This window comes from Caulobacter sp. 10L414 (assembly GCF_056395525.1).
This window is the reverse complement of record NZ_JBFTJR010000004.1, coordinates 24,011-36,447: the sequence shown is the minus strand read 5'-3', so window position 1 is coordinate 36,447 and position 12,437 is coordinate 24,011. Positions and strand designations below refer to the sequence as shown.

The 12,437-nt window shown below is 68.3% G+C and carries 15 protein-coding genes; 9 read left to right on the top strand and 6 right to left on the bottom strand.

Annotated elements, in window-relative coordinates:
• Window positions 1-5 precede the first annotated feature (5 nt).
• Entirely contained in the window at window positions 6-470 is a 465-nt protein-coding gene (locus AC1DCG_RS02305) for a DUF4112 domain-containing protein (RefSeq protein ID WP_477029542.1), read from the bottom strand.
• Between the two features lie 175 nt (window positions 471-645).
• On the opposite strand from AC1DCG_RS02305, the gene AC1DCG_RS02300 reads away from it, so the two are divergent.
• The 3 genes from AC1DCG_RS02300 (at window position 646) to AC1DCG_RS02290 (ending at window position 2,738) form a co-directional block, all read left to right on the top strand.
• Window positions 646-963 (top strand): heavy metal-binding domain-containing protein, encoded by a 318-nt coding sequence (locus AC1DCG_RS02300; RefSeq protein WP_165259373.1) that lies wholly within the window; start codon window positions 646-648, stop codon window positions 961-963.
• Window positions 964-972: 9 nt separating this feature from the next.
• On the top strand, window positions 973-1,956 hold the full coding sequence (gene meaB, locus AC1DCG_RS02295; protein ID WP_477029541.1) for a methylmalonyl Co-A mutase-associated GTPase MeaB: 984 nt from the start codon (window positions 973-975) through the stop codon (window positions 1,954-1,956).
• Window positions 1,957-2,087: 131 nt separating this feature from the next.
• Window positions 2,088-2,738, top strand: a complete 651-nt coding sequence (locus AC1DCG_RS02290) for a glutathione S-transferase family protein (RefSeq protein ID WP_477029540.1) — start codon at window positions 2,088-2,090, stop codon at window positions 2,736-2,738.
• A 203-nt stretch (window positions 2,739-2,941) separates the two neighbouring features.
• Here the strand turns inward: AC1DCG_RS02290 and AC1DCG_RS02285 are convergent, their stop codons facing one another.
• A complete protein-coding gene (locus AC1DCG_RS02285; protein ID WP_477029539.1) occupies window positions 2,942-3,559 on the bottom strand; it encodes a glutathione S-transferase family protein in 618 nt (205 codons plus the stop codon).
• Window positions 3,560-3,653: 94 nt separating this feature from the next.
• Here AC1DCG_RS02285 and AC1DCG_RS02280 point away from each other — a divergent pair, with 94 nt between their 5' ends.
• Window positions 3,654-4,988 (top strand): spinster family MFS transporter, encoded by a 1,335-nt coding sequence (locus AC1DCG_RS02280; RefSeq protein WP_477029538.1) that lies wholly within the window; start codon window positions 3,654-3,656, stop codon window positions 4,986-4,988.
• 90 nt (window positions 4,989-5,078) lie between these two features.
• On the opposite strand, the gene AC1DCG_RS02275 is transcribed toward AC1DCG_RS02280, so the two are convergent.
• Window positions 5,079-5,246, bottom strand: coding sequence for a hypothetical protein (locus tag AC1DCG_RS02275; RefSeq protein ID WP_477029537.1), 168 nt, complete (start codon window positions 5,244-5,246; stop codon window positions 5,079-5,081).
• 218 nt (window positions 5,247-5,464) lie between these two features.
• On the opposite strand from AC1DCG_RS02275, the gene AC1DCG_RS02270 reads away from it, so the two are divergent.
• The 4 genes from AC1DCG_RS02270 to AC1DCG_RS02255 all read left to right on the top strand — a co-directional run bounded on the left by AC1DCG_RS02270 (window position 5,465) and on the right by AC1DCG_RS02255 (window position 9,777).
• The gene (locus AC1DCG_RS02270; RefSeq protein ID WP_477029536.1) at window positions 5,465-6,958 is read left to right on the top strand and encodes a spinster family MFS transporter; all 1,494 of its coding nucleotides are present in this window, start codon (window positions 5,465-5,467) and stop codon (window positions 6,956-6,958) included.
• A 238-nt stretch (window positions 6,959-7,196) separates the two neighbouring features.
• Window positions 7,197-8,507, top strand: a complete 1,311-nt coding sequence (purB, locus tag AC1DCG_RS02265; protein ID WP_477041362.1) for an adenylosuccinate lyase — start codon at window positions 7,197-7,199, stop codon at window positions 8,505-8,507.
• Window positions 8,508-8,512: 5 nt separating this feature from the next.
• Window positions 8,513-9,262, top strand: coding sequence for a 2OG-Fe(II) oxygenase (locus AC1DCG_RS02260; protein WP_477029535.1), 750 nt, complete (start codon window positions 8,513-8,515; stop codon window positions 9,260-9,262).
• Window positions 9,263-9,276: 14 nt separating this feature from the next.
• On the top strand, window positions 9,277-9,777 hold the full coding sequence (locus tag AC1DCG_RS02255; RefSeq protein ID WP_477029534.1) for a DNA-deoxyinosine glycosylase: 501 nt from the start codon (window positions 9,277-9,279) through the stop codon (window positions 9,775-9,777).
• Window positions 9,778-9,779: 2 nt separating this feature from the next.
• On the opposite strand, the gene AC1DCG_RS02250 is transcribed toward AC1DCG_RS02255, so the two are convergent.
• The 3 genes from AC1DCG_RS02250 to AC1DCG_RS02240 all read right to left on the bottom strand — a co-directional run bounded on the left by AC1DCG_RS02250 (window position 9,780) and on the right by AC1DCG_RS02240 (window position 11,288).
• Window positions 9,780-10,151 (bottom strand): DUF1842 domain-containing protein, encoded by a 372-nt coding sequence (locus AC1DCG_RS02250; RefSeq protein ID WP_165256554.1) that lies wholly within the window; start codon window positions 10,149-10,151, stop codon window positions 9,780-9,782.
• A gap of 177 nt (window positions 10,152-10,328) precedes the next feature.
• Entirely contained in the window at window positions 10,329-10,748 is a 420-nt protein-coding gene (locus tag AC1DCG_RS02245; RefSeq protein ID WP_477041361.1) for a DUF1842 domain-containing protein, read from the bottom strand.
• Between the two features lie 222 nt (window positions 10,749-10,970).
• A complete protein-coding gene (locus tag AC1DCG_RS02240) occupies window positions 10,971-11,288 on the bottom strand; it encodes a DUF1476 domain-containing protein (protein ID WP_165256558.1) in 318 nt (105 codons plus the stop codon).
• 386 nt (window positions 11,289-11,674) lie between these two features.
• On the opposite strand from AC1DCG_RS02240, the gene purC reads away from it, so the two are divergent.
• The gene (purC, locus tag AC1DCG_RS02235) at window positions 11,675-12,430 is read left to right on the top strand and encodes a phosphoribosylaminoimidazolesuccinocarboxamide synthase (RefSeq protein ID WP_101712523.1); all 756 of its coding nucleotides are present in this window, start codon (window positions 11,675-11,677) and stop codon (window positions 12,428-12,430) included.
• Window positions 12,431-12,437: the final 7 nt, after the last annotated feature.

Sequence of the window (12,437 nt, the reverse complement as noted above, 5' to 3'; positions counted from 1 at the left end):
GGTTGTCAGCCCAGGAACACCACCCGGCGCTTTTCCTTGCCCGAGCGGATCCGCTCCAGCAGGTCGCGATACTCGGCCGTACCTTGGGCTTCCTTGCGCGAGCCCTCGAAATAGATCGTGTCGTCCATGTGCTTGATCAACATCCCGCCGGCCCACTTCTGGCCGGTGAACAGGGTGTCGGCCACCGCGCCCAGGCCGGGCGGCCCCAACGGCAGCAGGGCGTCGATCAGCAGCACGGCGGCCATCTGGATCAGCACCATCGGCGCGGCCCTGGCCCGCACGCCGTCGAACATCAGCACCCCGCCCGCGCCCAGCGAGTAGAGCGAGCCCGCCCCGCCGAACCAGGCCAGGATGCCGTCCAGGCCGATGCCCACCGGCCCCACGCCGACGATGTTGTCGGACAGCTTGACCGTGCGCTCGACGCTGCCCCGGATGTTGTGCAGGTCGAGATGCGATTTGGCGAAGAACAACGGCCAGCCCCCCAGCTTCAGCGCGGGCAATCTGCCTCAAGGCCAGGCTTGCCGAAAGCCGGTTTCCCGCAAGAGGCGAAACTTCGCCGTATCGCCGTGCGTGCAGCGCCGGAGCCCCTCGCGGCCCGCGCCGTTTATGCTTAACTATGCGCCATCGATCGAAGGACCCGCAGGCATGCTGATCTCGACCACCCCGTTCATCGAGGGCCGTCCGGTCCAGGAGTACAAGGGCGCGGTCTATTCCCAGGCGATCCTCGGCGCCAACGTCGTGCTCGACCTGCTGGCCTCGATCCGCGACTTCATCGGCGGCCGCTCCAGCTCCTATGAACGCGTGCTGGAACGCGCCCGCGAGGACGCCCTGAAGGGCCTGATGAAAGAGGCCCAGAAGGTCGGCGCCAACGCCATCCTGGCGGTCGACCTCGACTACAACACCGTCGGCCCCAACGGGCAGATGATGATGGTTTCGGTTTCCGGCACGGCGGTCGTCCTCTAAGTCGGGGGCGTGTCTCCGCCCGCCCTCGACATCGCCGATCTCGAACGCCGCCTGCTGGCCGGCGAGCGCGCCGCCCTGGCCCGCGCCATCACCCTGGTCGAGAGCCGCCGGATCGACCACCAGGCCGCCGCCCGCGAGCTTCTCCAAAAGCTGATGCCGCATACCGGCCGCGCCCAGCGCGTCGGGATCACCGGCGTGCCCGGGGCGGGCAAGTCGACCACCATCGAGAGCCTGGGCTGCGCGCTGACCGCCGACGGCTGCAAGGTGGCGGTGCTGGCCGTGGACCCGTCGTCGGGTCGGCACGGCGGCTCGATCCTGGGCGACAAGACACGCATGGAGCGGCTCAGCGTCGATCCGAACGCCTTCATCCGCCCCTCCCCGTCCGGCGGCGCGCTGGGCGGCGTGGCCCGCAAGACCCGCGAGGCGATGCTGCTGTGCGAGGCGGCCGGCTTCGACGTGGTGATCGTCGAGACCGTGGGCGTGGGTCAGTCCGAGACCGTCGTCGCCGACATGGTCGACATCTTCGTGGCCCTGCTGATCCCCGGCGGCGGCGACGAACTGCAGGGCATCAAGAAGGGCCTGATCGAACTGGCCGACCTCCTGGTGATCAACAAGGCCGACGCCGATCCGACCAAGGCCGAGCGTTCGGCCCGCGACTATCGCAACGCCCTGCACATCCTCACCCCCGCCCACCGCGACTGGACGCCGCCGGTGCTGACCGCCTCGGGCCTGACCGGCGCGGGGCTCGACGTGCTGTGGAGCCAGGTCCAGCGCCACCGCGAGGTGATGAGCGCCAATGGCGCTAGAGCCGCCCGCCGCGCCGACCAGGACGCCCGCTGGATGTGGGCCATGGTCAACGACCGCCTCGCCGAGGCCTTCCGCGCTGCGCCGGCCGTGGCCGCGCTGGTCGACGAGACCGAAGGCGCGGTGCGGACCGGCGGCCTGCCGGCTTCCGCCGCCGCCGACCGGCTGCTGAAGGCGTTCGGGCTGTAAGCCCCCTCAGTCACCTTCGGTGACAGCTCCCCCAGAGGGGGAGCATCTGCTTAACTCGCCAGATCCTCCCCCTCTGGGGGAGGTGGCCCGAAGGGCCGGAGGGGGTCTTCCCCGCCGCTGGGAGGAAACCGATGGCGCTGATCCTGCACGCCCACCCGCTCTCGTCGTTCTGCCACAAGGCGCTGACGGCCCTGTACGAACTCGACCTGCCGTTCGAGCAGCGGATGGTCGACTTCGGCGATCCGGCCTCGGCGGAAGCGTTCCGGGCGCTTTGGCCAATGGCGCGGATGCCGGTGCTGGAGGATACGGGCCGCGGCGCGGTCGTGCCGGAAAGCTCGATCCTGATCGAATACCTTCAGATCCATCACCCGGGCGCCGTCTCCCTGATCCCGCAGGATCGCGACCTGGCGCTGGAGGTGCGGGCCAGGGATCGGTTCTTCGACCTGTCGGTGCAGGTCCCGATGCAGAAGATCGTCAACGACCGCATCCGGCCGGCCAACGCCAAGGACCCGCACGGCCTGGCCGAGGCGCGCGCCCATCTGGCGACCGCGCTCGACATCGTCGAACGCGACATGGACGGCCGCACCTGGGCGGCCGGCGAGACGTTCTCGATGGCCGATTGCGCCGCGGCTCCGGCGATGTTCTATGCCGACAAGGTCATGCCGCTGGCGCCGCAGCGCCCCAACGCGGCGGCCTATCTCGAACGGCTGAAGGCCCGCCCCTCCTACGCGCGCACGCTGAAGGAGGCCGAGCCCTACATGCGCTTCTTCCCGACGGCTTAGGGTCTGGCCGCAACTGATCCGCCCCACGACCCAGCATTTTCAACCATCTATGAGCTTGTCATCCCGGCCGTAGCGCAGCGAAGCGCCGGGATCTCCCACCGTTTTCGGATCTGCAGGCGTGGGGGATCCCGGCTCTACGGATCGCTGACGCGCTCCTTCGGCCGGGATGACAAGTCTCTTGGAGCTTTCAATCAGTACGGGCCCTAGGCCGCGGCTTCCCAGGCCAGGAACTCCGGCGTCTCCAGCAGGCGCTCGCAATAGGCGCCGGCCGCGCCGGTGTCGCCATAGTCCGACAGGTGCACGCCGTAGGTGCGGAAGCGGGTGGCGACCGGGGTGTAGAAGGCGTCGGCGATCGACCACTCGCCCAGCAGGAACGGACCGCCCGAGCGCTTCAGCAGCTGGTTCCAGCGCTCGGTGATCTTGCGCACGTCCTTCTGGGTGGCTTCCGACAGGTCGGCCTTCTTGATCAGGCCAAGATCCATCGGGCACTCGCCGCGCAGCGACGAGAAGCCCGAATGCATCTCGGCCGCCGCCGAGCGGGCCAGGGCGCGAAGCTCGGGATCGGTCGGCCACAGCTTGGCCTCGGGGAACTTCTCGGCCAGGTATTCGCAGATCGCCAGCGAATCCCAGACCACCAGGTCGCCGTCCTTGAGGGCGGGCGCGAGCTTGCTGGGCGAGTGCTTGGCGATGTCGGCCTCGGTGGCGTCGCCGCGCCGCAGCTCGATCTCGATCTCCTTGAAGGGCGCGCCGACGCGCTTGAGCACGAGCCAGGGCCGCAGCGACCAGGTCGACCACTTCTTGGTGCCGATGACGAGTTCCATGACGGTCTCCTGTTCGATGCAGACTGGCCTTCCGGCTTAACGCGCGTCTACAGTCGCCTCAACGATTAGAACAACTGTTCGAGGAGGAACGCCCATGGCGGAGACGGCAACCCCGTCGCCGGTGATCGCGCCCGTGTCGAGCGGCTATCGCCGCTACGCCCTCTGGGTGCTGCTGATCATCTACACGCTGAACTTTCTCGACCGACAGGTGGTCAACATCCTGGCCGAGCCGATCAAGCGCGACCTGGGGCTGGCCGACTGGCAGCTGGGCATGATGACGGGCCTGGCGTTTGCGATCTTCTACACGGTGCTGGGCATCCCGATCGCGCGGCTGGCCGAGCGCAAGAACCGGCCGCGGATCATCGCCGCCTCGATCCTGGCCTGGAGCGCCTTCACCGTGCTGTGCGGCTTCGCCCAGAACGTCTGGCAGCTGATCGCCGCCCGCATCGGCGTGGGCGTCGGCGAGGCCGGCTGCACGCCGCCGGCCCACTCGCTGATCACCGACTATGTGCCCAAGGAAAAGCGGGCCAGCGCCATCGCCTTCTATTCGATCGGCACGCCGCTGGGCACGCTGGCGGGCATGGCCATGGGCGGGCTGATCGCCGACGCCTACGGCTGGCGCGCGGCCTTCATGGTCGCCGGCGCGCCCGGCGTGCTGTTCGCCATCATCGCCGCCTTCACCCTGGTCGAGCCCCGCAAGCAGCTGGCGGCGGATCTGGCCGGCCGCGCCGCCCATCAGGTCAGCTTCGGCGCGGCCCTGGCGGTGCTGATGACCAAGAAGACCTTCTGGCTGGTGGCCTTCGCCGCCTCGATCAAGGCCTTCGTCGGCTATGGCCAGGCGCCGTTCATCGCCTCGTACTTCTTCCGCAACCACGGCGCGGACGTCGCCGCCCTGGCCGCGCAGTTCGGGCTGAAGTCGGCCGGCTTCCTGGGCCTGGCGCTGGGCCTGATCGGCGGCATGGCCGGCGTCATCGGCGCCTGGCTGGGCGGGCAGCTGGCCGACAAACTGGGGGCCAAGGACCTGCGGGCCTACGTCACCGTGCCGGCGATCGCCTCGCTGGTCACCCTGCCGTTCTACATCGCCGCCGTCAGCCTCGACTCGGTGACCGCCGCCATCGGCATCCTGACCATCCCGATCCTCTTGGGCACGCTGTGGTACGGACCCGTCTACGCCACGGCCCAGAGCATCGTCGACCCGTCGATGCGGGCCACCGCCTCGGCCGTTCTGCTGTTCGTGATCAACCTGATCGGCCTGGGCCTTGGCCCCGTGGCCGTCGGCGCGCTCAGCGACATGTTCGCCGGCCCGATGGGGCTTGGCGAAGCGCAGGGCGTACGCTGGGCGCTGATCGTCTCGACCATGTTCGGCCTGGTGGCGTTCGCGCTGTTCTGGGCGGCGCGCAAGACGATCCGCGAAGACATGGTGGGATAGTCAGAGAACCTCCCCCTCTGGGGGAGGTAGCAGCCTCTTTCAGCTCCCGAGTCACCAAGCGCCCCTCTCCCGCAAGGGGAGAAGGATCGTTCAGGACCTGGGAAAGCAGTAGGCGAAGGGATACGGGTCGGCGGGAACGCCGATGTCCCAGCGCTCCAGCGCCTTCATCGAGCGGGCGTGGTTGAACTGGGCCAGCGTGACGATCTCGGCGTCCCGGGCGGGCGTTTCCTGACGGGTCTTGCGGGGGGCGGCTTGCATGAGAGACCTCCGACGCGACGGCCGTTCGAGCGGCCTTGTATGACGCCACTAGGCGCTCTCTTTCCTGAACCTTCCCGCCCTCGTCCGTTATCTGCGGTTCATCCCCGCGCCGCAAAGCCGCCACCATTCCGAAGCTTCGAAAAGGGGGGTGGCGCTCTGCCTGACCTTGGGTCACAGTCGGCGCAAATAGAACAAACGTTTGAAGGGAGAGAGTCAGGATGGGCCAGGCGCGTGCGCCGGGCGGCGAGCCGCCGCTCTATTCGAAGGGCTACAAGGCCTCGGTGCTGGCGCTGCTGCTGGCGACCTACACCTTCAACTTCATCGACCGCACGATCATCGCCACCATCGGCCAGGCCATCAAGGTCGACCTGCACCTGACCGACACCCAGCTGGGCCTGCTGGGCGGCCTGTACTTCGCCCTGCTCTACACCATCCTCGGCATTCCGATCGCCCGCTTGGCCGAGCGCTGGAACCGGGTCAGCATCATCTCGATCTCGCTGGTCATCTGGTCGGGCTTCACGGCCCTGTGCGGCACCGCGGCCAGCTTCGCGCAGCTGGCGCTCTACCGCTTCGGGGTCGGGGTCGGCGAGGCCGGCTGCTCGCCGCCCAGCCACTCGCTGATCAGCGACTACTACGCGCCCAAACAGCGCGCCTCGGCCCTGTCGATCTACAGCTTCGGCATTCCGCTGGGCACGATGTTCGGCGCGGTCGCGGGCGGGTGGCTGGCTCAGGAACTGTCCTGGCGGGCGGCCTTCGTCATCGTCGGCCTGCCCGGCATCCTCCTGGCCCTGCTGGTCAAGCTGGTGGTCAAGGAGCCGCCCCGCGGCCATTCCGACGTCGTCGAGACGCCGCTGGAGCCGGAGGCCGTCACCCCCGCCGAACCGACCAAGCCGGCCTTCTCGCTGAAGAAGGAGTTCTCCGAACTCTGGGCCGTGACCAAGATCCTGTTCGGCAAGTGGCCGGTGCTGCACATGGTGCTGGGCGTGACCATCGCCTCGTTCGGCTCCTACGGCTCGGGCGCGTTCGTGCCGCCCTATTTCGTGCGCGCCTTCGGCCTGGGCCTGGCGCAGGTCGGCCTGATCGTGGGCCTGATCGGCGGCTTCTCGGCGGGCCTGGGCACGCTGGTCGGCGGCTTCCTCAGCGACTGGGCCGGCAAGCGCAGCGCCAAATGGTACGCCCTGACCCCGGCCATCGGCCTCATTCTCTGCACGCCGATCTACATCATCGCCTACCTGCAGACCGAGTGGCAGATGACCGCCCTGATCCTGCTGATCCCGGGCGTCTTCCACTACGTCTACCTCGCCCCGACCTTCGGCGTGGTGCAGAACTCGGTCGAGCCGCGCCGCCGCGCCACCGCCACGGCCCTGCTGTTCTTCTTCCTCAACCTGATCGCCCTGGGCGGCGGGCCGGTGTTCACCGGCTGGCTGATCGACCACCTGGCCGGCTTCCACTTCAACCATCCGGACGCGAGCGGCATCTTCGGGGCCCTCGGCGGCATGTTCTCGCCCGGCCCCATCGATTTCGCGAGCGCCTGCCCCGGCGGGATCGCTCCCAAGGGCGCGCCGATCGAGGCGGCCAAGGCCTGCGGCGGCGCCATGGCCCGCGCCACCCAGCAGGGCATCATCGTCTCGCTGTGCTTCTACGCCTGGGCGGGGGTGCACTACGCCCTGGCGGCCATCGGCATGGTCAAGCACATGAAGGCGCGGGGCTAGAAGCGATCCTTCTCCCCTTGCGGGAGAAGGTGGCGGCCGAAGGCCGTCGGATGAGGGGTCTCTCAGATCTCGACCGCCACACCCGGTCGTTCGGTTTTCTCGGCGGATAGGCTTGAGAGACCCCTCACCCGACCTGCTCCGCAGGCCACCCTCTCCCGCAAGGGGAGAGGGACGCTGGACCTAAGTAATAACCCGCTTCCCTTGACTCCGCGGCCCCGCGCGACGAAACCCCCGGCCCATGATCAGCCGCTACGCCCGCCCCGAAGCCGCCGCCATCTGGTCCAGCCAGACCAAGTACAAGATCTGGTTCGAGATCGAGGCCCATGCCGCAGACGCCATGGCCGAACTGGGGGTCATCCCCAAGCTCGCCGCGGAGACCATCTGGGAGAAGGGCCGCGACGCGGTCTGGGACAGCGACCGCATCGACGAGATCGAGCGCGTCACCAAGCACGACGTCATCGCCTTCCTGACCCACGTGTCGGAAATCGTCGGCGCCGAGGCCCGCTTCCTGCACCAGGGCATGACCTCGTCCGACGTGCTGGACACCTGCTTCGCCGTGCAGCTGTCGCGCGCCACCGACCTGCTGCTCGACGGCGTCGACCTGGTGCTCGCCGCCCTCAAGCGCCGCGCGCTGGAACACAAGTTCACCGTCTGCGTCGGCCGCAGCCACGGCATCCACGCCGAGCCGATCACCTTCGGCCTGAAGCTGGCCGGCTACTACGCCGAGTTCCAGCGCGCCAAGGAACGCCTGGCGATGGCCAAGTTCGAAATCGCCACCTGCGCGATCTCGGGCGCCGTCGGCACCTTCGCCAATGTCGACCCGCGCGTCGAACAGCACGTGGCCGACAAGATGGGCCTGGCCGTCGAGCCGGTCTCGACCCAGGTCATCCCGCGCGACCGTCACGCCGCCTACTTCGCCGCCCTGGGCGTCGTGGCCTCGTCGATCGAGCGCCTGGCCACCGAGATCCGCCACCTGCAGCGCACCGAGGTGCTGGAAGCCGAAGAGCCGTTCGATCCGGGCCAGAAGGGCTCGTCGGCCATGCCGCACAAGCGCAACCCGATCCTGACCGAGAACCTGACGGGTCTGGCCCGCCTGGTCCGCTCGGCCGTGGTGCCGGCCATGGAGAACGTCGCCCTCTGGCACGAGCGCGACATCAGCCACTCGTCGGTCGAGCGCGGCATCGGCCCGGACGCCACCATCCACCTCGACTTCGCCCTGCGCCGCCTGGCGGGCGTCATCGAGCGCTTCAACATCTATCCCGACAACATGGCCAAGAACCTCGACAAGCTCGGGGGCCTGGTGTTCTCGCAGCGGGTCATGCTGGCCCTGACGCACAAGGACGTTTCGCGCGAAGACGCCTACGCCGCCGTGCAGGGCAACGCCATGAAGGTGTGGCGTGGCGAAGGCCGCTTCCTCGACTTCCTCAAGGCCGATCCGGTGGTCTCCAAGGCCCTGACCGACGCCGAGCTCGAGGAGCTGTTCGACCTCGGCTACCACACCAAGAACGTCGACGTGATCTTCAAGCGCGTCTTCGGCGAGCAGGCCTGAACGGCGTGAGCGAGCCGCCGATCCTTCGTCTCAATCCGGCGCTGGATCCGGCGGCCCTCGCGGCCGCCTACGCCCGGGACGGCATGGTCCGCATCCCGGCCATCTTCGAGCCGGCGGTGGCCGACATCCTGGCCCGGATGCTCGAAAAGGCCATCGACTGGGACGTCATCTGCTCGACCGAGACCGGCAAGGCCGAGGTGCTCGATCGCGCGACGATCCAGAAACTGGGCGGGGCGGCCGTGGCCGAGAAGCTGAAGGGCGCCACCCTGCGGGCCCGCAGCGGCTTCGCCTATGTCTATCTCGGCTACCCGATGATCACCGCCTACCTGGCCGGGCGCGACAAGGGCCATCCGATCCACGACCTGACCGAGTTCCTCAACGGACCGGAGATGGTCGCCTTCGGCGCCGACGTGATCGGCGTGCCTGGGCTGACCAAGCTGGACGCCCAGGCCACGCTCTACCGGCCGGGCGACTTCCTGACCCGCCACGACGACACCGGCGACGGCGACCGGCGCGCGGCCTACACCATCAGCCTGACGCGCGAATGGCGCAGCGACTGGGGCGGCCAGCTGCTGTTCCACGACGACCAGGGCGACATCGAGCGCGGCTACGCGCCGGCCTTCAACACCATGACCATCTTCAAGGTGCCCAGGCAGCACTCGGTGGCCCCCGTCGCGCCCTATGCCGGCGCGCCGCGGCTGATGATCACCGGCTGGCTGAAGGACAGCCCGCCCGACGGCGCCCCGCGGGCCTGAGCGGCGCGGGCGAGATGACCGGCGAGGTCCGCAAGCGCGGTTTTCCCCCCGTCGTCGATCCGGACGTGCGCCTGCTGGTGCTGGGCAGCCTGCCGGGCGACGCCTCGCTGGCGGCGGCGCAATACTACGGCCATCCCCGCAACGGCTTCTGGCGGCTGGTCGGCGCGGCAATCGAGCAGGACCTGCCGGCCCTGCCGTACGAGGCGCGGCTGGCCGCCCTGCTGGCCGCCGGCGTCGGGCTGTGGGACGTGCACGCCGAGGCCGTGCGCCCGGGCAGCCTGGACGCGGCCATCAAGGACGCCGCCGACAACGACCTCCTGGGCCTGATCGACAGCCTGCCGCGCCTGCGGGCGTTGGCGTTCAACGGCGGCGCGGCGGCCAAGGCCGGCGCGCGCCTGCTGGCGGGACGAACCGACCTGACGCTCGTTCCCCTGCCCTCGTCGAGCCCCGCCCATGCGGCCATGGGGTTCGAGGCCAAGCGCGAAGCCTGGCTGACGCTGCGGGCGTACCTGTAGGCTCAGCCCGCGGGCTTGACCGGAACCTTCGAGACCTTGGTCTGCAGGTAGTCGAACTGGCCCTCGCCGACCCAGGCCTCGTCGACCGACAGGACGGCGTTGAACCGGGCGGTCTGGCCCCCGTGCGGAAACTCGCCCGCCAGCGCCACCCGCAGGCCAAAGGGCGCGTCGCCGGTCGGCGAAACCTCGCCCGACACCTCGAAGCGGTGCTTGCCGCCGATCACCGCCTGGTTGATCTCGGCCACGCCGTTGGCGCGGTCGGCGGCGAACTGCAGGTCCAGCCGCACGATCGGCGCGCCGGGCATGCCCAGCTTGCCGACCACCAGTTGGACGGCCGATGCGTCCGCGCCGCACATTTCGCTGCCGTCGGCCATGCCTGAACTCCCCCGAGCGCCGAGCGGTCGCCCCCTGCGCCGCTTCGATCGTCATGGCCGAGTTAAAGCACACGCCGCCGGCTTCGCCGTGCGATTTCGCACAACGCCGATCAATGAGAACGGCAAAGGTCCGGCCGATGCGCGGCCGGACCTCGCTGCTCTACGTCGCCGAAGGGGTCAGACCCGCTTGACCAGCACGTTGTCGATATGGGTGTTCAGGTAGTCGAAGCCGCCGTGGCCGTTCCAGGTCTTGTCGACCACCAGCCCGGCGCGGAAGTTCGCCAGGAACGAGCCGATGGCGGGCGGCGGCACGCTGTAGACGAACTGGCCTTGCAGGGCGACCAGCAGCTGATCCTGGYCCAGGCCCGTGTGGTAGATGTGGCCCGAGACCGGGAAGCGATGATTGCCGCCCTGCACGGCCTGGGTGATCTCGGCGATGCCGCTGACATTGCCCGAGGGCGCGTCGACGGTCAGGGCCAGGTTGACGATCGGAGCGCCGGGCGTGCCGACGTCGCCGACCACGACCTTGACCAGGTAGAGGCCGACCGGGCCGATCTCGGCCGATTGGGAATGCAGGTTGCCGACGTCGTCAGCCATGTTTGCGTCCTCCGGGTTATCGGAGCGGTCGCTTGTTCGCCGCCCCGTTGTCGACGATGCGCCTCACGGGCGAATTCGCCGCCCGATAAAGCCTGAGGACGATTGCAGCTTTTTGACAACCTAAAGGTGCGCAAATTCACAGATGCGCGATAGCGACCAAAGAAAAAGGCCCGGCCGGTGCGAAACCGGCCGGGCCTTTTCGTTCGCCTTTCGGCGGATCGCTTACTCGCCGGCGCGAACCTGTTCGCGGGCGAAGGCCAGCAGCTCGGCCATCTTCATGCGGACTTCGCCTTCCGAGGCCGCGACGCCCGAGCCCTTCAGGTCTTCGAAGACCTTGCGGAACACGTCTTCGTCGCCGGGCTGCTCGAAGTCCGACTTCACGACCGCGCGGGCGTATTCCTCGACCGTGGCCAAGCCCATCAGGCCGGCGGCCCATTCGCCCAGCAGGCGGTTGCGGCGCGCGGTGGCCTTGAACTCCAGCTCCTGGTCGTTCGCGAACTTGCGTTCGAAAGCCTGCTCGCGGTCGTCGAAGGTCGTCATGAAAGCCCCAAGTTTCCCGAAACGCTTCCCGCCGAAGGGTGCAACCCAGGGCGGTAGTACGGCGCTCCAGTGTAAGAGAGTAGTTCGGTTTCGTCCCCTGCGAACATGGTATGTCCGCGAGACGAAGTGTTCTTGTGGCGGCTCCATATCCCGCCCAGCGGCGGGGGGCAATCGCCCGCGACGCCGCAGGGCGAAGGTTTACCACGATGGCAGCCCGCGTTTGCGGAAAAGGCTGCGTTCGGGTAGGTTCCGCCGGACATTTTTCAGTGAGCGGCCTTGAGTCGAACGCCGCGCGCAGCTATCCGCCGCGCGCGCTTTTCGTTTTCTCGGGAGTCATCCGGGCAAGGATGGCGCGCTTATTCGCAGGAAGGGCCTCGACGAGAGCCATGACCCGTCGCAAGAAGATCTACGAAGGCAAGGCCAAGATCCTGTACGAGGGCCCCGAGCCCGGCACCCTGATCCAGTACTTCAAGGACGACGCCACCGCGTTCAACGCGCAGAAGAAGGCCGTCCTGGAAGGCAAGGGCGTGATCAACAACCGCATCAGCGAGTACATCATGACTCGCCTGAACGCGATCGGCGTGCAGAACCACTTCATCCGCCGCCTGAACCTGCGCGAGCAGCTGATCAAGGAAGTCGAGATCGTTCCGCTGGAAGTCGTCGTGCGCAACATCGCCGCCGGCTCGATCGCCACGCGCCTGGGCCTGACCGAAGGCCAGCCGCTGCCGCGTTCGATCATCGAGTTCTACTACAAGGACGACAAGCTCGGCGACCCGATGGTCTCCGAAGAGCACATCACCGCGTTCAACTGGGCCGCTACCCAGGAGATCGACGACATGATGGCCATGGCCCTGCGCGTGAACGACTACCTGTCGGGCCTGTTCGGCGGCGTCGGCATCACGCTGGTGGACTTCAAGATCGAGTTCGGCCGCGTCTACGAAGGCGACTTCTCGCGCATCATCCTGGCCGACGAGATCAGCCCCGACAGCTGCCGCCTGTGGGATTCGGCGACCAACGAGAAGCTGGACAAGGACCGCTTCCGCCGCGACCTCGGCAACGTCATCGAGAGCTACACCGAAGTGGCCCGCCGCCTCGGCATCATGAAGGAAATGCCCACCGTCATCCAAGGCGGCGTGCACTAAGGTCAGT

Excerpts from the sequence above, each read along its gene's own strand:
- AC1DCG_RS02300 (WP_165259373.1), top strand. The coding sequence starts at position 646 with ATGCTGATCTCGACCACCCCGTTCATCGAGGGCCGTCCGGTCCAGGAG.
- AC1DCG_RS02290 (WP_477029540.1), top strand. The coding sequence starts at position 2,088 with ATGGCGCTGATCCTGCACGCCCACCCGCTCTCGTCGTTCTGCCACAAG.
- AC1DCG_RS02285 (WP_477029539.1), bottom strand. The coding sequence starts at position 3,559 with ATGGAACTCGTCATCGGCACCAAGAAGTGGTCGACCTGGTCGCTGCGG.
- AC1DCG_RS02280 (WP_477029538.1), top strand. The coding sequence starts at position 3,654 with ATGGCGGAGACGGCAACCCCGTCGCCGGTGATCGCGCCCGTGTCGAGC.
- AC1DCG_RS02275 (WP_477029537.1), bottom strand. The coding sequence starts at position 5,246 with ATGCAAGCCGCCCCCCGCAAGACCCGTCAGGAAACGCCCGCCCGGGAC.
- AC1DCG_RS02270 (WP_477029536.1), top strand. The coding sequence starts at position 5,465 with ATGGGCCAGGCGCGTGCGCCGGGCGGCGAGCCGCCGCTCTATTCGAAG.
- purB (WP_477041362.1), top strand. The coding sequence starts at position 7,197 with ATGATCAGCCGCTACGCCCGCCCCGAAGCCGCCGCCATCTGGTCCAGC.
- AC1DCG_RS02255 (WP_477029534.1), top strand. The coding sequence starts at position 9,277 with ATGACCGGCGAGGTCCGCAAGCGCGGTTTTCCCCCCGTCGTCGATCCG.
- AC1DCG_RS02250 (WP_165256554.1), bottom strand. The coding sequence starts at position 10,151 with ATGGCCGACGGCAGCGAAATGTGCGGCGCGGACGCATCGGCCGTCCAA.
- AC1DCG_RS02240 (WP_165256558.1), bottom strand. The coding sequence starts at position 11,288 with ATGACGACCTTCGACGACCGCGAGCAGGCTTTCGAACGCAAGTTCGCG.
- purC (WP_101712523.1), top strand. The coding sequence starts at position 11,675 with ATGACCCGTCGCAAGAAGATCTACGAAGGCAAGGCCAAGATCCTGTAC.